We start from the raw sequence: 24,714 nt of genomic DNA on the forward strand, positions 1-24,714 counted from the left end.
GCTCGGCTTTACTCCCTACCGTCACCTACGCCACGTACTGGGACACGATCCGATAGAACGGCCACCTTTTCCCGCGTGCAAGTGGCCATATGGGGGTGGCGTAATAACCAGGCATACGCGAGGTCGGTATGGCAGGTTTGATCTCTCCTTCCAGGTCGCTCGCGTTATAGATCGCGACGACGCCGGGCACCGAGAACGCATCGCCGACATCGATGTTCAGGATTCGGGCATGTGGCTGGTCGGAGCGTCGCAATGCGATATGCAACATACCGCGGCGCCATGTCATCGACATACTGACCAACACCCGTCAGCAGACGTGGATCTTCGGTGCGCTTGTCCCGCTTGCCGACAAGTTTGGGCCGCAGCTCGACGGAATGGTCCTGCTGGCTCATTCGTAGAACTCCACACCCTTTCGCAACTCTTGCCATTGCGCGTCGTCGTGGCCGAAAATGATAGAAGCTCCCCGCTCCCGAAGAGCTTTCAGGCGAGCGAGTGCCTCTGCGGCGAGTTCGATGTTCCAAGTATTTCTCGGAGCGATACCGGTGTCGACGCTCGCCTGGAGCGGGGCAGCATCTGAAGCGAGTATAAATGAACCATCTTTTTCCAGCTCGACACGGGCGACGGTCATTCCGGGGGTATGACCCGGCATGGGCAGCAAGACGATGCGCCCGTCGCCAAAGACGTCATGCTCGGCATTGAAGGTCTGGAAACCCTGGGGCTGGTCCCATTCTCCTCGAAGATAGCCTTGATTTTCTGCACCGCTTGCCGTGGCGGCCTGCGCCTCCGCTTCGTGGCAGAGGATCGTTGCGCGCCGAAAGTACGCGTTGCAGCCGCAATGATCGGGATGCAGATGTGAACAGATCACAACATCTATGTCCTCGGGATCGAGAGCAAGAGTTCTTCAACTGATGAACGACCGTCCGCTCTGGCGAAAAGATCGGGGTCATAACCTTGCTTAACCCACCCCATCGCGCGCCTGGATCGATGGCGGCCTCTGGATTGCATCCGCTATCGAACAGCGCGTTGCCTTGGGGATGGCGCATCAGGGTGGCGTGAACCGGCAATTCAATCGCTTCTTCCTTCAGCGCCCCAGGGACGTAGATGGACCGGCGCATACGAAGGCGGCCGGCCTCGAGAAAATGCATCTTCATCTTAAAGGTCCTCTCTTGCTAGCCAGTTCGCGGACGGCGTTGACGATGTTTTCATAGCCCGTACAACGACAGATGTTTCCTGAGAGCGCTTCCCTGATCTTATCATCGGTTTCCAGCGGATGGTGGCGAAGAAGGTCGATGATCGCCAACGATGAAACTGGGCCTACAAATTCGCATTGCAGGCCATGATGCTGGCGGAACGCTTCTTGGATTCGTCCGAGTATCGACGCTTCCCTGGCCATGGTTTCGATTTCGCTTCCGTCTGCCTGCACTGCAAGCATCAGACAGGAGCGTGCGCTCCTTCCATCGAGAATGACGGTGCAGGCACCGCAAACGCCATGTTCGCACCCGACATGGGTTCCGGTCAGGCAAAGGATCCTGGCGCAGGAAGTGGCTCAGCAGCGTTCGTGCTTCGATCGTGCGCGTCATATACGCTTCGTTGACGCTGACGGTGATCGTCTTCTCACTCATCTTGCTTGAAGCCTTTCGTGGTTCGCGCGGCTCCAGGCGGCGCGACGGGCCCGTTTGGCAAGGACGCCTGAGAGATGCCTGCGGTAATCTGCAGAGGCATGGATATCCGTGTTGGGCGTGAGGATTCCAGCCAGGCGATCCGCCACCGTATCGAGAGCCGGCTCGGAAACATCCGTCCCCTCGATGATGCCCTCGATCTCTTCAAGCCGCAGCGGGGTTTCACCAACGCCCATCATGCCAACGCGAACGTCAGACGCCCTGCCATCTACACAATGCAGCGTCGTCGCAAAGCAAGCGAGTGCGAAGTCCCCGTGGCGTTTTGCAAACTCCTCAAATCCCCATCCGGCATCCGGTCTCATCGCGTCGAGCTCGACGCGAATTACAAACTCGTCCGGTTCCAACGAGTTGACCAGCGATCCGACAAAAAAATCGGCTGCAGGTATTTCGCGTCTGCCGCGCTGAGAGGAGGCGATGACCGTCCCACCGAGGAACCGTGTCATCATCGGCATCTCGGTCGCTGGATCCGCATGCGCGACGCTGCCGCCGAAGGTGCCGCGGTTGCGCACGCTCATATGGGTGACGTGATGCATCGCCTCATGCACGATCGGCAAGTGTTGGCGGATGATCGGGTCTGTCGCGGTCAAGTGATGGCGTACCGTCGGCGCCGATTCTCACCCGATCTCCGTGCAGTTCGATCCGATCTCCATGAACCGACGTTACTACGCGCGGCGCCCAAAATCCCGCGGCCCTGCTCGGATGGATACGATCTCTCTGAGCAGTTCGAGGTTCTCGCCGGTCATGGTGGCCACGTCTTCGATCGTGCAGATATGCATCGAACGAGCCATCAGGCGGCCTTTTGCGCAGTGGAGACCGTCGGAAGCATATTCCACGGCAACAGGTCTTCAAGCCTATCTACCGGTTAATCTTTGATCTGGGTTAGGACGTCCGTGAGGTAGCTCTCGGGGTTGCGGCCATGCAGTTTGTCCGTTCCAATGATGGTCAAGATATTAGCGTTGCGCTATCCCGTTCGTAATTTGCATCGTGTAAGTCTTCACTCCTGATGCTCGTTCTCGGGCCGCGCCACGCAACGCGCGGCCCGTCTTTCGGTTTTCTCAACCCGGGAAATTGCTACTCGGATTGATTGATTATTACGAGTTTATATGCAACCTTCGGTACGATCGCCGACGGTCGGCGCACATCAGGAGGAAAAACCATGATCCGTACTAATGCAGTTGCAGCACTTGTGTTTGCTGTAGCAACCTCAGCTCTTGCTTTCGATGCAAGCAACTTCAAGGATTTTTCAAGCATCGCATCGGCTTCCAGCAGTTGGCAGAACCAGTCCGGCTCGACGATGATCATTCAAGTCGACTCGTTCGGAAATGTCTCCGGCCAATATGTAAACAGAGCCCAGGGCACCGGATGCCAGAACTCGCCCTATCCGCTAACAGGAAGGGTAAACGGGACGTTCATCGCATTTTCGGTCGGCTGGAACAATTCGACGGAGAACTGCAATTCCGCAACCGGATGGACCGGCTACGCACAGGTCAACGGCAACAACACTGAGATAGTCACGAGCTGGAACCTCGCTTACGAAGGCGGCTCCGGTCCGGCCATTGAGCAAGGACAAGACACTTTCCAGTACGTGCCGACGACTGAGAACAAAAGCCTCTTGAAGGATTAATCTCCTCTGCCCTGCCGGCGCTGGCCCGTCAGAGATTGTGGAGCAAGAATTCATCGAATATGGCCAAAGGCTTAGACGAAGCTGCTTTCCCTGCCGAATAAAAGCGCCGCGTGCTCGTCCGCGCGGCGCAAATCCTTATTTGATGAGTTCAATGCGGCCAAAACGGCAAGCTTTCCGGACAAAAGTAAGCATCCGAGGATGCGCCGCCTTGGGGCAAACGCGGCGATCTGATCAAGGTCGTTTGGCACGATGGCCAGGGGGCCTGCCTGTTCACGAAAAAATTGGAGCGAGGAAGGTTTATCTAGCGTGACGGCCAGGGCGCTTGTCTGTTCACGAAGAAGCTGGAGCGCGGCCGCTTCATCTGGCCGTCAGCCGCTGACGGCACGGTGGTGATCACACCGGCGCAGCTCGGTTATCTGCTCGAAGGTCTACAGAAATATCCCTGCTTGTGAGTTCTGACGAATCATCACCGGACAAGATCGAGGTGCTGGATCCGAGCCATCCGTTATTTGGACGCTCCTTTAATGTGATGCGTGAGGTGGGACGTAGAGGCGGCAACTTCGCGCCGTCGTATGAGGTTGAACATCGTGGTGGATCGACCTTGCTGATACCCGTGTCTGCGACACAGGGATATGTCGAAGCCTGAAATACTGACGCGCGAAGGACACCATTCGCCCAATTGTGAGGAGAAGGTTTTGCCAATCACTGTGCAACGCCTCCGCCTTGCAGCGGGCATCTAGGTAAAGGCACAGCGCAACAGATGGACACACGAACCTAGTTTGCTCAGCGCCGTACAACTTGCCGCCAGGCTCGATATTCCCGTCAATTGGATTTACGTTCAAATCAGGCGGAAGCGCCTGCTCATCGACCAGCAATCAACCGGAGCATATTTGTTCCAAAATTCCCCAGCGGTCGTCAACGCGGTTCGCGACCTTCGCAACCGTACCATTCATCAACTCGATCTGAGAATCATTCAGCCTCACCAGGAGGGGCATCAACATGCGTTGTCGCTGGAGGGAATTGACTGGCGCGCACGGCAGGAAACCTGGCGCCCCAGCCGGGTTTGACTCAATTTTTGCATTGAGATTGTTGAGAAATCTGATTCAATGTCGTTATGACATTGCCGCCGCTTACCCTGCCATCGGACCTTGCCAGCGCTCATCCGGCGCTGCTGGCCGAACGTGCTGCGCGGCTGCAAGCTGAGGCGGACGCGGCCAACGCGAAGGCGCGGCTGTCGAGCATTGAGGCGCTCAACGTGCATTTGCAGTTGCTGATCGGCAAGCTGGAGCGCGAGAAGCACGGGCCGCGCCGCGAGCGCACGCAGCGGCTGATCGATCAGTTGGAATTTGCAGCTCGAAGAGCTCGTGGCGTAGGCCGCCGAGGACGAACTGAGCGTCCAAGAGGCCGCGGCCAGAACGCAGTCCGTGCGCGCCTTCGCCCGCAAGCGTCCAGTGCGCAAGGCGTCGCCCAAAGACGTCGAGCGCGCACGCATCGTCATCGAAGCGCCGACGGCATGTGCCTGCTGTGGCGGCTCGCGGCTGTCGAAGCTGGGCGAGGATGTGACGGAAACGCTGGAGGATATCCCGCGCCGATTCAAGGTGATCGAGACGGTGCGCGAGAAATTTACCTGCCGCGATTGCGAGGCGATCAGTCAGGCTCCCGCACCGTTCCATGCGACGCCCGCGCGGCTTCATCGGCCCTCAGTTGCTGGCGACGATCGTGTTCGACAAGTTCGGGCAGCACATCCCGCTGAACCGCCAGAGCACGCGGTTCAAATGTGAGGCATCGGTCCGTCGACCCAGACCCTGGCCGGTGAATGTTGATCCGAATGTCTTCGAGCTGCGGCAAATGCTGGAGCATCACTGTCGCACGGCATACCAGGAGGCAACGTAGCCGGCTGCGGCGACCCCATGCGAATGCGGGACGTCGCGGACGATGCTACCGACAATGGCGTCCCTTTGATCGACGCCATTCGGCCAGTTCGGCACGATGTAGCCGCGATAGCTGTAGATCCAGGTCTCGCCGGCCACATCGCCCTTTCCAGTGAATTGCAGCTCGACAGGGTCTCCCGGACGCACCGTACCGGTCAATTCCAGCGACCACCCGGGCCCACCAATGGTTCCGCCGACCTTGCGCCGAGCCAACTCGGTCAGCACCAGCGTTCCCTGGCCAAATTCCAGTGCATTGAAATCAACCGATAAATCGGGATTGTTGATCAGGCTGCGATAACTCCAAGTGCCAGTGAAGCTCATAGTTCCTCCCAATGGCGATCGACGCCCTAATGATGGCCGGAAACGGTGCCACCCTGGCCGTCCGGCAGGGTGATCCTGATGTTCTGCATCATGCCCTGGTCCTCATGATCGAGGATGTGGCAATGCAGAACGAACTCGCCGATATAGCGCTGGTAGTGCGTCCGCACGGTGATCGTGTAGCGCGCCGACGGATCGGTGCCGGGATTCTTGATCCACAGCGTGTCCTTCCAGACATTTTTCAAGCCTGGATATTGCGGATCGCCGTCGTCATCGGCGCCAAGCGCGCTGACATCGTTGCCGGCCGCATCGACAATTTTGATGATCTGAAACGGATTGACATGGATATGGAATGGGTGGCTGACGAAATCCGAGCGGAGCGTCCATTCGTCGACTCCGCTCAGCGGCAACGTCCGGTCGATGCGGTTGGGATCATAAGGTTTGCCGTCAACCTCGAAGAAGGTGGCACCCGGCTGTTTCACATCGATGTTAAACACCAGTTGCTGCTCGCCGGTGACCTCGCCCGCGTCGATGTCCGGATGGGGAATAAAGCTTGAGAGCGACATCTCGTTCTTGAGGTCATCGATAACCTTGCCGGCGACATTCTGTGACATCGTGCGCTCAGCCGCCGAAATCAGCCAATCCTGCAGATAGGTGCCGATCTCGCCATTGACGGCATGGCCGCCTACTGCAGTGACTATGCCGAGAAGCCGTCGGCTTGGAGCCTCCTGGTTGACGCTGGCCGCTGCCGGTGCGGCGCCATCGATGATGCAGTAGTCACCCGCTCCTGGCAACACCACCAGCGCGTCAACGCGGTAGCCCGGTTGCAGGATCGCTTGCTGCCGCATCTGCACCTGCGCCATTGTCAGCCCGTCCTGGGCCACCACCCCATACGGAATAGTATCCTTGCCGCAATTCTGATCGATCCATCTGTCGGTGTCCGCTGCCGCAAGCGTGCGGAACGCGGTCGTCCCGGTCTTGCGCCGGATTTCGAAATTGATGGTGTCGCGAACCCCGGCGTGTATCATCCGCCACCGCTCGACCGAGCCAGCCTCCGCTAATGCCAACTGACCAAGCACCTGGCCGTTGACGCTGGTGAAGCGGCCCGAAGCCGGCCAACTGCCAGGTCCGAACTGATCGTAGCTTTCGATGCCGCCCACCTGTCCTGGCTGGCAATCATAAGTGATGTCGCCATTGTTATCGGTGCAAGCATATTGAATCTGCTGTAGCACCAAAACCCGTTCGGCGATATCGGAGCCGCCCGGCTGCTTCAATAGGCGGTCGATATCGCCAGTCTCGGTCGGTGTCGGCATGCGATCGCCACGGATGATCAACGCCCCGGACATGCCACTCGACACCTGCAATGCGGTTGATCCGTGTAGGTGTGGGTGATACCAGAAGGTGCCGGCGGGATGCTCAACGGCGATGTTGTATTCATATTGGAACGAAACGCCGGGACGGATTGAGATCAGCACATTATCGCCATTGCCAGACGGATTTACCCAGAGACCGTGCGAATGCAGGTTGGTACCGTTGAAGCAATGGGGGGTATTGGCACTGCCACCGCCGATGCCGCAGGTGGAATCCTGAGGGAACAGGTTGTGAAGCGTTACCCGCACCGTCTGACCGGGCCGTAGATCGATGGTCGGTCCAACCAATGGCGTGTCGGCACCGGATAAGCCGGTCTGGCGGGCGTCTTGATAGCCGCGCAGTTTAACGTGGTCGTAGCGCGCCGTGGCCGGATTGTAGATCTGTCGGTCGAGATAGGTAGCGTTCATATCGAGCAGAACCTCGCCCGGAAATGTCTCCCGGCTTTGTTCGAAGGTTTTCAGCATCCCCTGGGATTTTGTGATAGGTTGCAGCATATAGGCCAGGGGGTTAGTCACGGCCCTGGCCTCTTGAGCGACTGCGAATAGCGCATGGGTGACCGAAAAAACGCTCGCCATACCGAAGATCGCAATTTTGTCAGACACAGACAAACAACCCTCCCAAACCTCTGCCCGGAGTTTTGTTCTCCCCGGGTCGAACCGCATCCACAAAGTTCTACTGCGTCACCATGCGTTCACCTGCAATTCGACTTTGACTCGCGCGCTTTCTCGGGAGAAGACAGCTGCCGCCGCGCGACGAGAAAGTTTCAAGACTCATGCCACTCTGGCCGGATCGAGCCTCAGAAGGAATCTTGTGCCTATGCTTCAAGGACTTCCACGAGAGCGCGGTAGGAAGTCGGGCGGAACAGCACCATGGCGCGCACCTGACAAACCTGACAGCAGGTGTAGTAGGCCCGACATTTTTGTGGGGAGCATCGTTACGTGCGGCAATACGCGTCTCACCTTGTTTGTTTGTCGAGCTGCACTCGAGCAACGCCTTGACGCTCATATCGCGGTCACCGCCGCGGGCATTAATGTCGGCGTCACATACCGTTCATCACACCGCCTAATCGGAGAGACACCACGGGCAGACTACGCCAGTTCTTCCGGCTCTCTGCGCTGCGCGATGATCTCGAAACAAGGTTGCTTGCTCAGGAGTATCGCGCCCTGCTCCTCGACGATCATTTCGACGACGGCAGGAGGGAGCCCTTCCACAATCTTCTCCTATGGACGTCTCTTATGGACGTCCAACGCGATATCTCAGATGCACGGAGCCGAGGCCAGCGGCTTCGGCGCTGATAAACGTGAGCCTCGCCCTGCCGGCAAGCCCATCCTCGCCGCCCTCGAATATGGCCGGTGTATTCGACTTGCCTCCGATCGCAGGGAAGATGACCAGGCTGACCTCGTCAACAAGACCCGCCTTCAAGAAATGGCCATTGGTTTGCGCCCCGCCTTCCAGCATCAAGCGCTTCACACCGAACTCGGTTCCAAGAAGGTCAAGCGCGTTTTTCAGATCGACGCCATCTTTCTCCGAGACGATATAGGAAACGCCAGCCTGGGTGAGGCCCGCCAGGTAAGCATCATCCACGTCAGATCCTGTCAGGACCACAAGGTGAGCTCCCTCAATGTCGCTCTTGTCCCAGCGTAGCCGACCGTCCTTATCCACGATGACAGCGAACTCGCCGGCGTCCGGGTTGGCGATATGGATCGGTCGCGCGGCTGTGCCGGTTGCTTGATAGGGGCGGTCGACGGCGTCCGCGAACTCTTCTCCCGTCGCTCTTCCCGAAAGCCAGGCGTCGGCACCGATCTTCTCATGCAGGCCGTCATAGATCTTCACGAGCTCATCGACCGAATGGCCGGTTGCCTCGGCCCAATCATTGACGATCAATCGGCCATCCAGCGGCGACATCATGTGACAGATTACATAGGGTCTGGGCATTGGATTACTCTCCTCTACAAACATTCCACCGTCAGTGACCTGACTTCAACCAGGCTGCGAATTTATCCATCCAGTCGGGGTGCCAGCGTGAAAGCGCCGGCCGGTTCAGGATCATGTCGTCGGCCGCCCAGCGGATCCTTCTGGCATCGATCGCAGACGTAACCGCGTTATCCGGACAGATGATGTAAAAATTCTCGTCGAGCAGACGGACCAGGAAGTATTCCACCAGTTGCTCTGCGGTCCATGCCTCATCGGGTTTCGCAATGCCCTGCGGCTTGAGTGCGATGTTCATGGGTGTCCACGTGTAGCCAGGGACGAGGAGATGAGCCGAAACACGACCTCCCGTCTCCTTCAGAAGCTCGTGCGACAGCTGTTCGGTCAGGACTTTGACAGCTGCCTTTGCCACCGAATATGCGGCGTTACCTGGAGGAGTCGTAATACCTTCCTTGGAGCCGAGGTTGACAACGGCCGACTGGCGACCGGCTTCGATCATGTAGGGCACGAAGACGTGTTGCGCGGCCAGAACACCTCCGAAGTTTACATCGATCTGGCGTCGCCACTTTGCAGGATTGTCCCAAGGGCCGGCTCCTTGCGTTATGCCCGCGTTGTTTACTAGGACGGCCACGTCGCCAAACCGCGAAATCGTTTCGTCCCGCAACCTGGTCAGTGCCGACAAATCTGATACGTCGCCGCTCACGATCAGGATGTCCGTGTCGAGTGTCGAAGTAACATCCTCAAGTGCGTCGGCGTCGAGATCCAGCAGCGCGAGCTTCATGCCGCGGGCCGCGAGAGCCCTCGCGATTGCCAAGCCGATGCCCTTCGCAGCTCCCGTGATGACCGCAACGCGGCCAGGAGCAACGACGCTGTTCATTCTCTCGCTCATTTTTTGTCTTTCCCGTCATTGGACCGTCACCGCTGGAAGGTGTGCCGGACAAGCCGTCGCCGTGGAATTTTTCTCCGAGAAGCGTGCCGGCCGATGGCACCAGCGCAGAGAAGTCCATCAACGCTACTCGGGCGCTTGGGTCGTCGGATCATATCCGCGGGCTGCGAACGACCGTTCGATCGCACTATAAGAATAGGGTAGCGCGACGGCTACTTGAAGTGAGCGGGATCGCACGCACCGATGAGCCGTGTTCACTCAAGGGCCTTCGTGACGTAGGGAATGCCTGGCCAGTTCGACCGCGGACGGGACCAAAAAGGTAACGCACTCCTGGTCCCTGCCAGATCGGTGGATGATTTTCACTCGCCGCCCCGATCAATTTTGCTCATGTAACCAATCGGCTCCACGGGCATTTGGTCACCAGCGCCTCGAGACGATCGTGGTGCTGACCAAACCAAAGGAGTGAAATCATGACAGGGAATAAACCACTCGCAATGATCACGGGCGGCTCATCTGGAATAGGCTTCGAGCTTGCCAAACAATTCGCCAAGAATGGATTCGATGTCGCCATTTCAGGCTCAAGCGACAAGGTGAACGAGGCCGCCGATGCGCTACGAAGCCTTGATGCCGAAGCATATCCGTTCAAAGCGGATGCCTCGACGTACGATGGCGTCGAGAGGTTCTGGACCTTTACGCAGGGGCTGGGGCGCCCCTTGGAAGCCGCGGCTCTGAACGTCGGTATCGGTATTGGCGGCGCCTTTGTCGATAACGATCTCGAGGATGAGCTTCGCCTGCTTGCGATCAATGTAACCGGGACCGTCCATATGGCCAAACGCGTCGTCCAACATATGGTCAAGAACGGCCGCGGCAGGATTCTCATCACCTCCTCGGTTTCGGCGACCCTGCCCACGCCATACGAAACCGTTTACGGCCCGTCGAAGGCATTCGGTTACATGTTCGCGGAATCTCTGCGCGAGGAGTTGCGCTCGACCGGGGTCACGGTGACGGCACTCCTTCCGGGCGCCACCAACAGCGACTTCCACGCGAACGCTGGAATGGGCGGTACGAAGCTCGGTGGCCAACAAAAAAACGACAAGACGCTCGTCGCCAAGCAGGGCTTCGAGGCCCTCATGAACGGCATCGACCATATCGTCGGCGGAGATCAGAAAACCAAGCGGCAGGTGTTGGAAAACCGGACGACCCCCGAGCCCGTCAAAGCCGCGCGGCAAGCCGAATTGACCCAACCGCAGTGAAGGAGCACGTCATGTCACATCTGAAAAACAAGGTCGCCATCGTCACAGGGGCTTCCTCGGGCATTGGAGCGGCGACCGCCAGAGGATTGGCGGAAAAAGGTGCGCGCGTCGTCCTTGCCGGCCGCAATGAGGAACGCCTCAGTCAGATCGTCGAAGACATCACCGGTTCGGGAGGTATTGCCAGCTACAAGGTTGCTGATGCCACGGATTTTGAGAGTACCAAGGCCCTCGTCGCGTTCGCCACAACGACGTACGGCCCGGTCGATATATTGGTCAACAATGCCGGCCTCATGCTCTTTTCCTATTGGAAGGATGCCGCCGTCGGCGATTGGAACAAGATGATCGATACCAACCTGCGTGGCTATCTGCATGCGATCGCCGCGGTGCTGCCGTCGATGTTGGAGCGCCGGTCCGGCCGCATCCTGAATATGAGCTCTATCGCCGGCGTTCATGTCGGCGAGGCGGCAGGGGTTTACGGAGCCACGAAGTTCTTCATACGCGGTATTACCGAAAGCCTCAGGAAGGAGGTGGGCGTGGGTAGCGGGATCCAAGTGTCTATGATCAGCCCTGGCGTGATCGATACCGGCTGGGCCGACAAGGTTCATGACGAGACGGGCAGAAAGATCGCCGGAGAGCTCAACAAGCAGGGTATTCCGCCGTCGTCGGTGGCTGAAGCCGTGGTCTATGCACTAGACCAGCCCCCGGAGATCACGATCAACGACATTTCGTCCATCCAACCCGGCAGGACTGGTAGCCCGCGTTTTCGAGAGCTCAGAACTAGAACCTCCGGGACTGTTAGACCGCCTCGCGGAACCAACCGGTGCCGTCTCTCGTGGCTGTGGACACGAAGATCTTCATTGCATGACGATCTAATCCCGGACGTTTTCGTTTTTCAGCGACCGGCCATCTCCGCCGTCCTTCGCAGGATCCAACATGGATCACTAGGTCAAATTTTTGACTGCTTCCTCGGCCATCACATACCAAATACAGGGCCAGTTAAATAAGGATTGAAGGTGCCGGCCGGCCTGAAGCAAGGTCGGCGCCGGCAAGGGCGATCTTTTTCAGTACAAGTGCGAGTATCCATAACTCATGGTATCAACGCGGGCCGATCTGGCCGACCTTGAAACTTTCGTCGCGATCGCGCGTGCGGGGGGTTCCGAAAGGCCGCCGCGCTTCGCGGCGTTTCCGGGTCTGCCCTCAGCCACTCGATCAGGGGTTTGGAGGCCCGTCTGGGCGTCCGTCTGTTTCATCGGACAAGCAGGAGCATCAGTCTCACCGCCGCCGGCGAAGTGCTGCTTGCCGAACTGGAGCCCCGTTTCCTCGGCATTCAAGCTGCGATGGATCTCCTAGACAGTTTCAGGAGCGGGCCTACGGGCAGAGTGAGAGTGACCACCCTGCGTGACGCCGCCGAGCTGCTGATCGCTCCTCGACTGCACAGTTTTCGCAAGAGCTACCCAGATGTCGAGGTCGAAGTCAGCGTCGAGGATCGCTTCATCGATATGGTCGCCGAAGGTTTTGACGCGGGCATCCGTTATGGGGGAACGGTTCCCGAGGGGATGATCGCGTCGCGTCTGACATCCGAACTCGAATGGATCGTAGTCGGTTCTCCGGCCTATCTCAACGAACGAGGGCGGCCCGCGCGGCCGGAAGATCTCTTGACGCACGAGTGCATCCGGATCCGAACCGGTACGGATCACCTCTGCAAATGGGAACTTGGCGACGGCGATCGCATGGTTTCTCTCGACGTTCCGGGACTTCTCACGCTCGGAGATTCGGAACTATCTATCCGCATGGCGGAGGAGGGAGGCGGTCTCTTTTATTGCCTGCAGGCCCGGGTCGAGGACAAACTTGCGGCCGGTTCACTCGAAGTCGTGCTGCCGGACTGGACCTCTACCGGGCCGGGTTTTCATGCATACTACGTTTCGCATCGACAGGTGCCGTCCGCTCTCCGGACGTTTCTCGACTACCTTAAGGCGCCGGTTGCGGGCGATTGAAGTGACGGCCAGACGAGACAGCTTCACCAGGCAGGAGAATCGCATATGGATGGTAAGGAGTTGTTTTGTTGAGGCAAATCGACTCAAGAACTCTCCGATAATTTGGAGGTACGGATGAATCGATTTGCCACCTGTTTTAAAGATCTGCCCGACCCTCGGGGCGCAACACACGTCATCCGCTGATGTCGATCCTGTTCATTGCCATTGCCGCGATCGTTTGCGGCGCCGAAAGCTGCGCCGACATGGCCGATCCGGCGTTTCCAAAAAGAAGTGGCTCAAGACGATCGTGCCGCTGCCCTATGGCATCGCCGGCCATGGCACCTTCTCCACCGTTTTCCGCTGCCTCAATCAGGTTGCCTTCGAAGCCGCTTTACCGAAGCCTTTGCAAAGGGCATGGAAGGCGTGGTGGCGGTCGACGGCAAGGCGGTACGAGGCGACGCCGCTGCCCCTCGTCAAGGTCTGGGCTGCCGGTTGCGGCCTGGTCATCGGCCAACAGACCGCGCCGGGCCGCAACGAGGTCCAAGGGGCGCTTGATGCGCTTGCGCTTTTGTCGCTGGAAGGTGCCATCGTCACCGCCGATGCCCTGCATTGCCGCGCCGATACCGCTCATGCCATCCTTTCCGCCGGCGGCGACTATGCCCTGGCGTTGAAGGCCAATCAGCCCGGCCTCCTGGCACAGACGATTGCTCGTCTGGACGACGTCGAGCCACTCGGCGTCCAGACCGCCGCCGAGAATGACCATGACCGCTGCGAAAGACGCCGTGCCTGCATCGTCGCCGTCAATGACATCGACTTCCCCGGCCTGCAGGCCATCGGCTCCGTCGAGGCCACAAGCCGTCATGCCGATGGCCGTCTGACCAGCCATGTCCGCTACTTCCTGCTCTCCACCGTCATGTCGGCTGCCGCCCTGATCGAGGTAACCAGAACTCATTGGCAGATCGAAAACAAACTGCACTGGGTGCTCGACGTCCAGTTCCGCGAGGATGCCGCCAGAAACCGTAAGGATCACGGACCGGCAAACATTGCTCTGTTACGAAAGATTGCCCTCAACCTCATCCGGGCCCATCCAGATAAGGCCTCCATTCGTCGAAAGATCAAGAAGGCAGGGTGGGACGATCAGTTCCTCATCTCTATCATCGCTCATATGCGATAGCCCTGCTTCACCAGGGGAATTTGAGTGCCGGCAGAAAGCGGTCGCTCGCAGCCAGAAAAATAATTGGCAGCAAGATCGCCTGGCATCCTTTAACATGCCGAAAGCGGAAAAAAATACGTGACAGCCTCCGATCCCTCTCTGAGCCGAGGCCATCCATGATGGTAGAGAATCCGCAAGTCTTCGGCTGTCTGACACGACCAGCCGGTACGAATGCGGTACTGCCACGGCTCTCCTCCAGGCGCCCGTTTTTGATCTCTCGATATCTAAATTTGTGCAGACGAGCAGGCAAAGCTATAACGGCAGGATCAACGAATACTGGTAGCTCTCAGACAATCTGGATCGATATCAACCGGGAATGCCTGCATATGTAGGGAGGATTCAAGCACGGCGTGAGGGCGATGCAGACGGACGAGGCGGAGACGTCACGGAAACCCGAGAGCACCTGCATCACCTCGCTCGAGGTTTCCAGGCGGCCTTGTAGGAGACCCGCGGCGTAGTGCCCCGAAAACCCCACCGCGCAAATGCTGATTATGAAAGACAGTACGAAAATGATTACTCTGTAGCCGGAAACGGGACAACAGCCTGTCCATTGTGGTCGATCCTTGTCCATAGGCGGTGAAGAAACTTCATCAATCGGGATCCGCCTCCGAGGGAAGCATCGAATCATCAATGACGACACGAAAGCTGCGCGACCGAGGTTGTCTGTCAACAGATTGTCTGATAAAGCTTGCTAAGGTTCGAACTGTCTCACAAACTTGCGGAGGAATAACTCCGTAACAGAACCGGCGCTGCCGCAGCCGGCACAACTTTCACTGCTGAAATCGATTGCCGCGATGTTCCTTGTTTTCAATGGAAAGCGGTGACCGCATCTCGGCTATGTGAAGGCTTCGAACATGTCGTCGTCCTCGCGACGGCGGGACGCGACGCCTTGATGAACAAACGGGCGTCCTTTTTATGGATGGACGGCTCCATGGCGCCGAGATCACCAGCTTCCCCGATATGCATCTTGAGATGTTGATCTGGGACAGGTAAGTATTGAGATTCAAGAAGCAGAGAAGATGATTGATAAGAAAGCATTGCTCGATAATATGACCTTGGCGGAGCAGGTCTCGCTACTTTCCGGCGATACGTTCTGGTCTTTACCGCCCATCGACCGCCTAGGGATAGGGAGATTGCGCTTGACCGACGGCCCCAACGGCGCCCGCGGGGCGGGGTCTTTTGTCGGAGGTGTGACTGCAGCGGCTTTCCCGGTGGGCATCGCCATCGGAGCGAGTTGGAACCCGGATCTAGCCAAGGAAATCGGCAGTGCCCTAGGTGACGAGGTTCTTTCAAAAGGTGCCCACGTCTCGTTAGCCCCCACCGTTAACATCCAGCGTAGCGTCACAAACGGCCGCAACTTTGAGTGCTTCTCTGAGGATCCGATCCTGACGGCGGAACTTGCAGTCGGCTATATCGAAGGTCTGCAGTTCACGAAAGTCGGTGCCACGATAAAACATTTCGTCGGCAACGAGTTCCGAGATTGAACGTACAACCATCTCTTCAGATATCGATGAACGCACGCTGCGCGAAGTCTACCTGATACCCTTTGAGACGGCGGTGAAGCGGGCAAAGGTCTGGGCCGTGATGTCTTCGTATAACAAGCTAAACGGTACTTACACGGCGGAAAGCCATTGGCTGTTGAACGAGGTTCTGCGCGGTGACTGGGGTTTTAACGGCGTGGTGATGTCGGACTGGTTCGGCTCGCGTTCGACCGCACCCACCGTGAATGCCGGGCTGGATCTGGAGATGCCGGGCCCGACTCGCGATCGCGGCTCCAAGCTACTGGCTGCGGTCGAAGGCGGCGAGGTTAGTGTCGAGACGATCCGCGCCTGTGTGCGCAATATCCTGACTTTGATGGAACGCACCGGCGCTATCAACGATCATCGCGAGTTTAAGGAGTACGCCATTGATCAACCGAAACATAGGGCATTGATCAGGCGCGCGGGAGCGGAAAGCGCAGTTCTGCTACAGAATGACGGGATCCTGCCATTGGCTCAGCAAGGTATGGTCGCCATCATTGGACCCAATGCCAAGGTCGCGCAGGTGATGGGAGGCGGCTCGGCGCAGTTGAACCCTCACTATGTCATCAGTCCGTGGCAGGGGCTGGTGGACGCGCTGGGTGAGGAGAATCTGTGCTACGCTCAGGGCTGCAACAATTATCGGTTTCAGCCGCTAATCGAAAACCCCACAACCTTCGAGTTTTTCCAAGGAAGGGAGCTAGCTGGCGAACCGGTGAAGGTCGTCGAGGAACCGTCGAGCCTTGGTGTATGGTTGCCCCCCGTGGCCGAGGGCTTTGTCGATCCCCTTCGCTTTTCGGCTAGAATGCGCACCATCTTCACAGCCTCGGAAGCCGGCGTCTATCGCGTCGGACTAACCTCGGCCGGGCTTGGCCGGGTCTATGTGGACGGCAGACTTGTGGTGGACGCTTGGGCTTCCTGGATACGTGGTACCACATTCTTTGAAGAAGGCTGCGAAGAGGTCGTGGGTGAAATCACGCTCGAAGCCGGCCGTACATACGAGGTCGTCGCCGAGTACGCCCGGCACGACCACGTCAACCTCTATATCGCCGCAATTCGGGTAGGAATAGGCAGATTTTCGGCCGAAGCGGAGATTGCCGAGGCAGCAGCCGTCGCGGCAAAGGCTGATCATGCGGTAGTCTTCGTGGGCAGAACGGGCGACTGGGATACCGAGGGCTCCGATCTTCGCGGTATTGCACTTCCCGGTCTGCAGAACCAGCTTGTTGAGGCGGTAATTGCGGCCAATCCGAACACGATCGTCGTACTACAAACCGGTGGACCGGTGGAAATGCCCTGGCTTTCCGGTGCTCGTGCAGTACTGCAATGCTGGTATCCCGGACAGGAGGCTGGCAACGCGATCGCCGATGTGCTCCTCGGCAAGGCCGAGCCCTCGGGCCGACTGGCACAGACCTTCCCCGTGCGCTGGGCTGACAACCCCACACATACTGAGGATGACGCGGTCTATCCAGGTAAGGACGGCCATGTGCGATATGACGAAGGTGTGTTCGTCGGTTATCGGCACTACGACCGCCACGGCATTAAGCCGCTGTTCCCGTTCGGTCATGGTCTCGGTTATTCAAGCTTTGCGATGTCGGACCTGACGGTAGGGCTACCAGACGCTGCCGGCGCGGTGACAGTGACACTGGAATTGACCAACATCAGCGAGCGGCCAGGTTCGGCAGTGGTGCAAATCTATGTCGGCGATGTTGAAGCATCTATACCCAGACCGGTTAAAGAGCTGAAAGCCTTCTCGAAAATTGCCCTGGAACCCGGTGAGAAACGAAGGTTGCGTTTCATACTTGACGCCCGAACATTTGCCTTCTTCGACACGACCGAGCGGCGTTGGCGGATAGAGGCGGGGGAATTTGCAGTGATGGCTGGGTTCTCGGCCACCGACATCCGTTTGAGTTTAACTGTCACGCAAAAGGGCGCTGTCTTGGCGCTCTGAATGGGCCGCAAATCAATGACCACATTGGGCAGTGGTCGAGTTCCAACGTATGCAGTTTTGGCGGTGAAGCTGGGTGAGTTGAGTGAGAGAATGCCTCAAAACCGGTACTTGGTTAATGGCATGGCGAAACACCGCCTGCGCCTCCAAAAACAGGCAATGTTTTCTGAACGATCGTAAGCGCGATTTTCCCCGCACCTTCTGCAATTGAGTGAGCTTTGGCATGAGGTGTCCACCAAAATAGGTGGACACCAAGGGATGGAAGAAGTGACCTGCCACTGAATTTTCATCCGGCGGCGATTAGATGTGGAGCCTCGGCCGGGGTCTGGTATCCGAGCGATGAGTGCGGCCGGAAATGGTTGTACAACACGACGACAGAACACCCACGGGACCGAGGTTCGCGAGCTTTTGTATCCGTGGCATCCCTGGTCCGGGCAACCCGTTCACGTGCATGAGGCGGTGTCCAAAGGGAAGCATATTTCCGCTGCAGCCTTTCTGGTTCTTCTTCTGGTCGACTTCTTGAGGTCCCATCGTGGATGTTCGACCGATCAATGAGTGGTTGTTGGCGCAGCCTGGCGGTTCCGCACGTCGATCTCGCAAGCCTGCATTCTTTGGCAAGATTGCTGAAGGACGCTGATGCCTCATCGCAATCTTCGGTAATGGGCGCAGCACTTTGGTCGACTCAGCCTATTCAACGCCATGGTGAGGCAGCTAAATGCTGACTTCCAAGAGAACCTTGAGCCTGCCCATCGATGCAAAATAGCTAATAGCGCGGCAATCAGGATGAGACGCTTGCGACAATCTGGATGAGATTCTTAGGTCGCGGTCGGGATCAAATTATCATGCTGATTGCCGCTGACAAGTTCTTCGTCGTTTTCTGATTGCCGCTCCGCGACAGACAGCGTTGATGTCCTGATTGTCGCAAACGAGGCCGGTCGGCCGCGCTGGCGTTTTTCCTCAAGCGCAGTTCTGCGGCGATAGCTTTCGACGTTCATCTCGAAGATCGTGGCATGGTGCACGAGCCGGTCGACTGCTGCGAGTGTCATGGCAGGGTCGGGAAAGACCCGGTTCCACTCTCCGAACGGCTGGTTGGCGGTGATCAGGATCGACCGGTGCTCGTATCGTGCCGAGATCAGCTCGAATAGCACGCTTGTTTCCGCCTGGTCCTTGGTGACGTAGGCGAGGTCATCGAGGATGAGCAAGTCGTACCTGTTGAGTTTGTCGATGGCAGACTCAAGCTGCAGTTCCCTTCGGGCGACCTGAAGCTTCTGCACAAGATCGGTGGTCCGGGTGAACAGGACCCGCCATCCGTTCTCGATCAGCGCAAGGCCGATGGCAGCAGCAAGATGGCTCTTTCCTCCGCCGGGCGGACCGAACATGAGGATGTTAGCTCCCTTGGCAAGCCAGCTGTCGCCGGCGGTGATTGCCATGACCTGCGCCTTCGAGATCATGGGTACAGCGTCAAAGGCGAAGCTGTCTAAGGTCTTTCCGGGCGGCAGGTGCGCTTCGGCGAGATGCCGTTCAATCCTGCGATTGGCACGCTCTGCCAGCTCGTGCTCGGCAATAGCCGACAGGAAGCGAGCTGCCGGCCATCCTTCCCGGTCCGCCTCTTCGGCAAATCGTGGCCACAGCATTTTGATCGTCGGCAGCCGGAGCTCGTTGAGCATGATGCCGAGGCGTGCTTCATCGATAACGTGGGCGTTCTTCATGCCGCTTCTCCCGTCCCGATCAGGGCCTCATAACCGTTGAGCGATGCGAGTTGCACATGAACGGTCGGCAGCTTGGCTGGATCCGGACCGAAGAGCGCTCGCATGGTAGCCAGATTGGGTAAGTCACCAGCATCGAGTATCCTGGCCAATTCTTCGGCAAGTTCGCGTTCGCAACCACGGTCATGCGCGAGCGCCAGGAGTTCGACGGTGATCTTGCAAGCCTGCTTGTCGGGAAGATGCTCGATGAGGGCTTCGAAGGCCTTGCGATATTCCTGACGCGGGAAGAGCTTGTCGCGATAAACGAGGCCGCGGAGCGCCATCGGCTTTTTGCGCAGGGAATGGATGACGTGGTGGTAGTTGACGACCTGGTCGTGTCGGCCGTCGGGATGGCCGCGTCCTCGGCGCAACGTCATCAGATGCGTACCGCCGACAAAGACATCCAGCCGATCGTCGAACAGGCGAACTCTTAACCTGTGGCCGATCAGGCGGGATGGCACGGTGTAGAAGACCTTGCGCAAGGTGAAGCCGCCCGTCCGGGACACCGTAACGACAATCTCTTCGAAGTCCGTGGTCCGGCGCTCGGGCAGCGCCTGCAGATGGGATCGCTCAGCATCAATGCGCTTGCCATGGGCAGCGTTGCGACGGCTGACGATGTCATCGACAAAGGCGCGGTAAGAACTGAGGTCGTCGAATTCCTTGGCCCCCCGCATCAGCAGGGCGTCATGAACAGAGTTCTTGAGATGGCCATGGGAGCTTTCGATAGAGCCGTTCTCATGCGCGACGCCTTTGTTGTTGCGCGTCGGCGTCATTCGATAATGGGAGCAAAGCTGATCGTATCGGTGGGTGAGATCGACCTTGGCATCGGCGTCGAGGTTGCGGAATGCCGCCGACAGGCTGTCGCTTCGATGATAAAGCGGCGTACCTCCCACGGACCACAGGGCATTTTGAAGCCCTTCAGCCAGCGCGACAAAGCTTTCGCCGCCGAGAATGACATGGGCATGTTCGAAGCCCGACCAGACAAGCCGGAAGTGATAGAACAGGTGATCAAGCGGCTGGCCGGCGATGGTCACACCAAGACCGCTGGCGTCGGTAAAATCCGAAAGGCCCAACCGGCCTGGCTCGTGCGTTTGGCGGAAGATGACCCCCTGCGCTTCGCCATGGACAGCACGCCACGACCGAATGCGTCGTTCAAGCGTGCGGCGGATACCTTCAGAGAGTTCTGGATGTCGGCGCAGCATCTCGTTGTAGACAGCGACGGCACGGATACCGGGTGCGGCCTTCAGGAGCGGGACGACTTCGGTCTCGAATATCAGCTCTAAGGGATCAGGGCGGCGGCGTCCGCGCGGCGCTTTGCTCTGAGAAGGCAGTTGTACCTCCTTGTCGAGGCGGTATGCCGTGGCTCGGCTGATCGACGCTTTTGACGCGGCGACCTCTACGGAATGCGTTTGTCGGTACTTCATGAAGAGTCTCATCTGATGATCGGTTAAATGGCGACCCGGCACAAACTGGTTCTCCAATCCAGAAAACCGCAAATGTACCGGACCGACCGCGATCATGAGACGCCGAAAATCTGCGCCACGCCGGGGTATGACTACGATCGGGCTACGCCCTCACTCCGTCACACCCCGGCGCGAGTCTCATCCTGATTGACGCTGAATCTCATCGAGATCGCCGCTACGCATAAAAGAGCCAGCCTGCCCGTCTAACCAATGCGAGCAGAACTCTCGGGACATTGTCACCCAACTTGTAGAGGGCCATCTTCGGCGTCAAGGCGCAGACCTCAACCGCTTCCGAGCAGAGAACTACGTCGGGTGCTGGACATATTTGTGAAGAACCCAACACGGCACAATACTTTTATCATCACGGAATGGGCGCGGCAGTCGGCCAGCAGCCAGGCGCCTGTAAAATCCAAGTGTCGAGCCGACAGGGCCTTGAAGGCATGCCTGAAACCAGGATGAGGGAACATATCGCCGGATTGGGCCGAGTTGAAGAACGTTGTGGGCAAGAATCTGTGCCCTCACCTCATCAGTCCAATTCCGCCGCCGCCGCCGACAGGTGATCTTTGAGCTCATTTGGGGATCGTTAGCGTTCAGCTTCGGTAGGCGGACGTGCATTTTTGCGATGGTGGAAGTTGTCGGCAGGTGGGCAACACGTGAAATATGGTTCTTCACTGAAATCGAGGGCATCAGACACGTCCCGCGCTCGCCGCGACAGAGCGTCCGACGAGACCTCGAACCATCTTCCGCGAACACTTCATAGCACTGCCTGCAACGTGCTTCGTGTAGACTGCAATCTTCAGTACATCGTTAAGCGAGGTCGTGTCTGAACAACACCGTAGGCATGCCGGATCCTCCGTATTCGAGATGGAATAGAGCGCCTCAGGAATGGTCCCATTTCATCCCGAGGAGGAGAAGTGAAATTGCCATAGTGGCGTGGCGGCGTTTGTTCGCGAGGCTCATGCTACGTGAGTGTCGAGAAGATTGCGACGGATTTAAGTTTCGATCGCCGTGGTTTACCGGAATGCACCTTCCGCTATTTCGCCGCCGAGACGTTGGTCGAGTTCCTCGTGCTGGCCGTTGCGGCAACTTGGCGATTCACGCCGCCACCGCGCGCCTATCGCTGCGGCAGCACAGCCGGCTTCGACGCATCTTCATTCAGACAAGGCGATGGCAAAAATCATCGTCACGCCCGCGCGCGCTGGCCCTGTCGAGATTGCGGCCTTCCTGATGAAAGGCGACGTCGATCCGCTGGACGCCAAGAAGTGACCTTCGTCTTGTCGACCCCCCCTGCGGGAATAGAGCCAATCAAGCGTGCGGCGCGCCAGTGGGAGGACGGCACTTGGCGCGAGAACGTGCCGTTGCGGCAAGTGGAACATCCGTGTCGATTCTCGCGTCAGCGATTTTGAGCTTGCTCGGGCTTCCGGCGAGATTGAAATTGGGAATTTGAATGCCTTCACTGCAAACACACCGGATCTTCATTTTACGTGGCGCAACTTTCCTCAAACGAACCCGCACCCGTGCGGTATTTGGCCACATCCTCGCCGAGGCCGGAGCCGGAATAACCGGGTCCGAGCTTCACTCTCATCACATCAAGGGTGCCTGCCACGAGCAAACGCCTTATAATTGGCGCGAAGCCAAACCGCGTCGGTGACAGGGCACTCACAGTAATGGGCAGGGTGCGGCTGTGGGCCGGCAATTGCTTATTTTGACGCGTCGCTTTTGTTGGCATGCGCCTGAATTTGCGTGCATCGCTCGATCAGGTGCTCGAACGGCTCGGAATCGCCGAGCAGCAGGCCGTCGTCGACCATGCGCGCGTAATCCTCGCCGAGCGCACGCAGACCTTCTCCGGATGGCGTCAGAACCAGATTGCCGTTGACGGCTGCGGCGTAGTCGATGGGCGAGCGGTCGGCCGCCTTTTCCGCAAAAAACATGGATTTGTGTTTCGCCACGGCATTGGCGAGTTGCCGATCCGCGGATGCTTTGTCGGCGAAACCAGCATCGTCCAGCCGGACGACATCATGCCAGTGGCGGGCAAAACGATCGCCGCGAAGGCGCTCCTGCAGGCAGAAGACATGGATGGCGGTCGCTTTCTCCCACAACGTCCGCTCCGCGTGCATGACGCGGGAACTCGCTTTCGGAAATTCGACACCATCAACCTGGCCCGACGCGTCACAGTCGACGGATACTGGCCGGCTCGCCGGTCGACCGCGCTCCGAATTCGAGCATGACGCTCGGGGCGACATAGCCGGATCCGCTGCTCACCGCTTCATAGTCGAGGTAGAGCGTATCGTCCTCGAGGCGGATTGCCGCCGGAAGAGATTGAACGCGCAACGCGCCATAACCGGCTCCACCGAGCCCGCCACCCAGACCGGAAGCCGCTTTCGCACCTCGCTGGTCCAGTGTTTCTCCTCGCTGCGGGTTTTCGGCAGTGCTTCGTCATTGTCGCCAACCAAGTCCGGCGCCAGGGCGCGGATATCGTAGGTCAGGTCGACATCCTCGGAGAACCTTTTGATGACACCGTAGGCTTTCGAAAGCGAGGTGCCGCCCTTGAAGACGAGATGCTCACCGAGCTTGGACGAAAAGAGCGTCTGCAGCGTCCAGACGACCCAGACATCCTTTTCGAGGAGATGAATGGGCCGTCCGGTGCGGTCGGCCGCCACCGCCAAGGCTTCGCGTCGGTTATCCTTTGACAAGGTCAGAAACAGATCAGCGATGCGCAGCCTTTCCTACGCTTCTTGCAAGCCAGGTCGGAAACTGCGGAGCCGCCGCCACCAGCTCGCCGAACGCGTCTGGCGGCAGCTTTCGCTTGATCCGCGACAGTGCTTCATCGGCCCTTTCCGGCCCAAGCCATGCAAGTGCGCGGACCGCCACGCCAGCAGGTCGATCGGCCAAGGCCAATTGCCAGCGCGGCACGTGCTTGAGCTCGACCGTCTGCTGTCCAAGGGTCATCGTCCGGCTACGGCCGGATGTCAGGTAGACGGAGCGGACCGGGACCTGGGAGGTCAGGCCCAGGGCATTTGCCGCGGCGGCGCCATCGAGACGATGACCTCACCGCGCTGCTGCGCCACCGCCTCTACGGCCTGTTCGACCGTCGGCGGCCGACTGCCAAAGCGACTTTTGACGGGCCGCATATAGATACCACGGCCCGCCCGGACGAGCTCGCCACGCTCGGCCAGGCGCGACAGAGCCTGATCCAGGGCGGCTCGATTTCCGAGATGCAAAAAACTCTTTGCCGAAAGCGCGGTCCTTCCGGCAGTCGTTCAGCATGTCCCATGATTTGCTATGTCAGCTTTTGCATGGCATTTCTCTTGTCAGAATTATATGCAAGTTTCTGACAGTTTGCAATGAGAGGGGAAGACGGCGAGCCCGGACGGTGCTGACCAATTTTTATCGGTCAGTGACCCGCTGTCTCTTCACAATCACGATTCATCTATCAGGCCGTCAAACACTTCCACCATCGCATCGCTGATGGCCTTGCCTAGCGCGGCTGCAGCGTTTGCAAGCGCCTCGTCGTCCATATCGCGAGCGGCCATCGCAAAAGCAGTTCCCTCGGACGTTACGATTTCCCGCGCCCGCTCAATTGCCCAAAGGCCGAAGTCGCTGCGGCTGCTGATTTCCACGGTTTCCATGTTGTCCCCTGATTTGTTCGAGAGGACGGCTTATACCGATTTGCCGGACAATGCAGTCTGAAAACCGAGCCCGAGGACCGACTTTGATCTGTCTCGTGAGCGCATTCCCTACGGTAGCGTGCTCTATTGCGCCGCACCTTGGCGACTGCGGTGTCACCAGCATTTGTACTGCGGTATAATTTGGAAGCGCTATGTGGGGGTCAATGGTTCAATTTTGCCGCTCCGATAGCACCCATTT

The 24,714-nt window shown here is 58.4% G+C and carries 15 protein-coding genes and 9 pseudogenes; 9 read left to right on the forward strand and 15 right to left on the reverse strand.

Translation table 11 applies throughout. The features are described from left to right. Window positions 1–67: 67 nt before the first annotated feature. The 5 genes and pseudogenes from MHI61_RS00140 to MHI61_RS00160 all read right to left on the reverse strand — a co-directional run. Window positions 68–392 (reverse strand): annotated as a pseudogene (locus MHI61_RS00140) (xanthine dehydrogenase family protein molybdopterin-binding subunit); the annotation flags it as partial. Then, window positions 389–1,151: pseudogene (locus tag MHI61_RS00145) on the reverse strand (N-acyl homoserine lactonase family protein). The pseudogenes MHI61_RS00140 and MHI61_RS00145, both read right to left, overlap by 4 nt. Then, on the reverse strand, window positions 1,148–1,432 hold the full coding sequence (locus MHI61_RS00150) for a 2Fe-2S iron-sulfur cluster-binding protein (protein ID WP_004674373.1): 285 nt from the start codon (window positions 1,430–1,432) through the stop codon (window positions 1,148–1,150). The pseudogene MHI61_RS00145 and the gene MHI61_RS00150 overlap by 4 nt, the downstream one beginning before the upstream one ends. A gap of 186 nt (window positions 1,433–1,618) precedes the next feature. Next, the gene (locus tag MHI61_RS00155) at window positions 1,619–2,266 is read right to left on the reverse strand and encodes an FAD binding domain-containing protein (RefSeq protein WP_029875513.1); all 648 of its coding nucleotides are present in this window, start codon (window positions 2,264–2,266) and stop codon (window positions 1,619–1,621) included. A gap of 278 nt (window positions 2,267–2,544) precedes the next feature. Continuing rightward, a pseudogene (locus MHI61_RS00160) lies at window positions 2,545–2,652 on the reverse strand (transposase domain-containing protein); the annotation flags it as partial. Window positions 2,653–2,835: 183 nt separating this feature from the next. On the opposite strand from MHI61_RS00160, the gene MHI61_RS00165 reads away from it, so the two are divergent. The 4 genes and pseudogenes from MHI61_RS00165 to MHI61_RS00180 form a co-directional block, all read left to right on the forward strand. Then, window positions 2,836–3,303 carry an avidin/streptavidin family protein gene (locus tag MHI61_RS00165; RefSeq protein WP_004674376.1) on the forward strand — a complete coding sequence of 156 codons (468 nt, stop codon included), beginning with the start codon at window positions 2,836–2,838 and terminating at the stop codon, window positions 3,301–3,303. A 308-nt stretch (window positions 3,304–3,611) separates the two neighbouring features. Then, a pseudogene (gene tnpB, locus MHI61_RS00170) lies at window positions 3,612–3,755 on the forward strand (IS66 family insertion sequence element accessory protein TnpB); the annotation flags it as partial. Window positions 3,756–4,082: 327 nt separating this feature from the next. Beyond that, a complete protein-coding gene (locus tag MHI61_RS00175; RefSeq protein ID WP_008534161.1) occupies window positions 4,083–4,370 on the forward strand; it encodes a hypothetical protein in 288 nt (95 codons plus the stop codon). 47 nt (window positions 4,371–4,417) lie between these two features. Then, a pseudogene (locus tag MHI61_RS00180) lies at window positions 4,418–5,085 on the forward strand (IS66 family transposase zinc-finger binding domain-containing protein); the annotation flags it as partial. Window positions 5,086–5,162: 77 nt separating this feature from the next. On the opposite strand, the gene MHI61_RS00185 reads toward MHI61_RS00180, so the two are convergent. The 5 genes from MHI61_RS00185 to MHI61_RS00200 form a co-directional block, all read right to left on the reverse strand. Continuing rightward, window positions 5,163–5,555: a hypothetical protein gene (locus MHI61_RS00185; protein ID WP_004674379.1), complete on the reverse strand. Its 393-nt coding sequence runs from the start codon at window positions 5,553–5,555 to the stop codon at window positions 5,163–5,165. A 26-nt stretch (window positions 5,556–5,581) separates the two neighbouring features. After that, on the reverse strand, window positions 5,582–7,531 hold the full coding sequence (locus MHI61_RS00190) for a multicopper oxidase domain-containing protein (protein WP_018446454.1): 1,950 nt from the start codon (window positions 7,529–7,531) through the stop codon (window positions 5,582–5,584). Between the two features lie 480 nt (window positions 7,532–8,011). After that, window positions 8,012–8,134, reverse strand: a complete 123-nt coding sequence (locus MHI61_RS32550) for a hypothetical protein (protein WP_009982859.1) — start codon at window positions 8,132–8,134, stop codon at window positions 8,012–8,014. A 22-nt stretch (window positions 8,135–8,156) separates the two neighbouring features. Beyond that, complete coding sequence (locus tag MHI61_RS00195) at window positions 8,157–8,882, reverse strand: RibD family protein (protein WP_225881321.1); 726 nt, start codon at window positions 8,880–8,882, stop codon at window positions 8,157–8,159. Between the two features lie 7 nt (window positions 8,883–8,889). Next, window positions 8,890–9,741 carry an SDR family NAD(P)-dependent oxidoreductase gene (locus tag MHI61_RS00200; protein WP_009991591.1) on the reverse strand — a complete coding sequence of 284 codons (852 nt, stop codon included), beginning with the start codon at window positions 9,739–9,741 and terminating at the stop codon, window positions 8,890–8,892. A gap of 467 nt (window positions 9,742–10,208) precedes the next feature. On the opposite strand from MHI61_RS00200, the gene MHI61_RS00205 reads away from it, so the two are divergent. The 5 genes and pseudogenes from MHI61_RS00205 to MHI61_RS00230 all read left to right on the forward strand — a co-directional run bounded on the left by MHI61_RS00205 (window position 10,209) and on the right by MHI61_RS00230 (window position 17,642). After that, window positions 10,209–10,991 (forward strand): SDR family NAD(P)-dependent oxidoreductase, encoded by a 783-nt coding sequence (locus tag MHI61_RS00205; RefSeq protein ID WP_011053310.1) that lies wholly within the window; start codon window positions 10,209–10,211, stop codon window positions 10,989–10,991. An 11-nt stretch (window positions 10,992–11,002) separates the two neighbouring features. Continuing rightward, window positions 11,003–11,745: pseudogene (locus MHI61_RS00210) on the forward strand (SDR family oxidoreductase). 631 nt (window positions 11,746–12,376) lie between these two features. Further along, window positions 12,377–12,985 carry a LysR substrate-binding domain-containing protein gene (locus MHI61_RS00220; RefSeq protein ID WP_010022778.1) on the forward strand — a complete coding sequence of 203 codons (609 nt, stop codon included), beginning with the start codon at window positions 12,377–12,379 and terminating at the stop codon, window positions 12,983–12,985. Window positions 12,986–13,271: 286 nt separating this feature from the next. Beyond that, window positions 13,272–14,138: an ISAs1 family transposase gene (locus MHI61_RS00225; RefSeq protein ID WP_237353332.1), complete on the forward strand. Its 867-nt coding sequence runs from the start codon at window positions 13,272–13,274 to the stop codon at window positions 14,136–14,138. Window positions 14,139–15,196: 1,058 nt separating this feature from the next. After that, window positions 15,197–17,642: pseudogene (locus tag MHI61_RS00230) on the forward strand (glycoside hydrolase family 3 C-terminal domain-containing protein). Window positions 17,643–18,454: 812 nt separating this feature from the next. Here MHI61_RS00230 and istB read toward each other — a convergent pair. The 5 genes and pseudogenes from istB to MHI61_RS00255 form a co-directional block, all read right to left on the reverse strand. Beyond that, window positions 18,455–19,348: an IS21-like element ISRel5 family helper ATPase IstB gene (gene istB / locus MHI61_RS00235; protein ID WP_004672573.1), complete on the reverse strand. Its 894-nt coding sequence runs from the start codon at window positions 19,346–19,348 to the stop codon at window positions 18,455–18,457. After that, the gene (gene istA / locus MHI61_RS00240; RefSeq protein ID WP_080574729.1) at window positions 19,345–20,820 is read right to left on the reverse strand and encodes an IS21-like element ISRel5 family transposase; all 1,476 of its coding nucleotides are present in this window, start codon (window positions 20,818–20,820) and stop codon (window positions 19,345–19,347) included. The genes istB and istA overlap by 4 nt, the downstream gene beginning before the upstream one ends. A 1,727-nt stretch (window positions 20,821–22,547) precedes the next feature. Continuing rightward, window positions 22,548–23,561, reverse strand: a pseudogene (locus MHI61_RS00245) (nucleotidyl transferase AbiEii/AbiGii toxin family protein). Next, window positions 23,554–24,121 (reverse strand): annotated as a pseudogene (locus tag MHI61_RS00250) (DUF6088 family protein). The pseudogenes MHI61_RS00245 and MHI61_RS00250 overlap by 8 nt, the downstream one beginning before the upstream one ends. A gap of 145 nt (window positions 24,122–24,266) precedes the next feature. Further along, a complete protein-coding gene (locus MHI61_RS00255; protein ID WP_004672578.1) occupies window positions 24,267–24,476 on the reverse strand; it encodes a hypothetical protein in 210 nt (69 codons plus the stop codon). Window positions 24,477–24,714: the final 238 nt, after the last annotated feature.

This window comes from Rhizobium sp. K102 (assembly GCF_022385315.1).
Classification (GTDB): domain Bacteria; phylum Pseudomonadota; class Alphaproteobacteria; order Rhizobiales; family Rhizobiaceae; genus Rhizobium; species Rhizobium croatiense.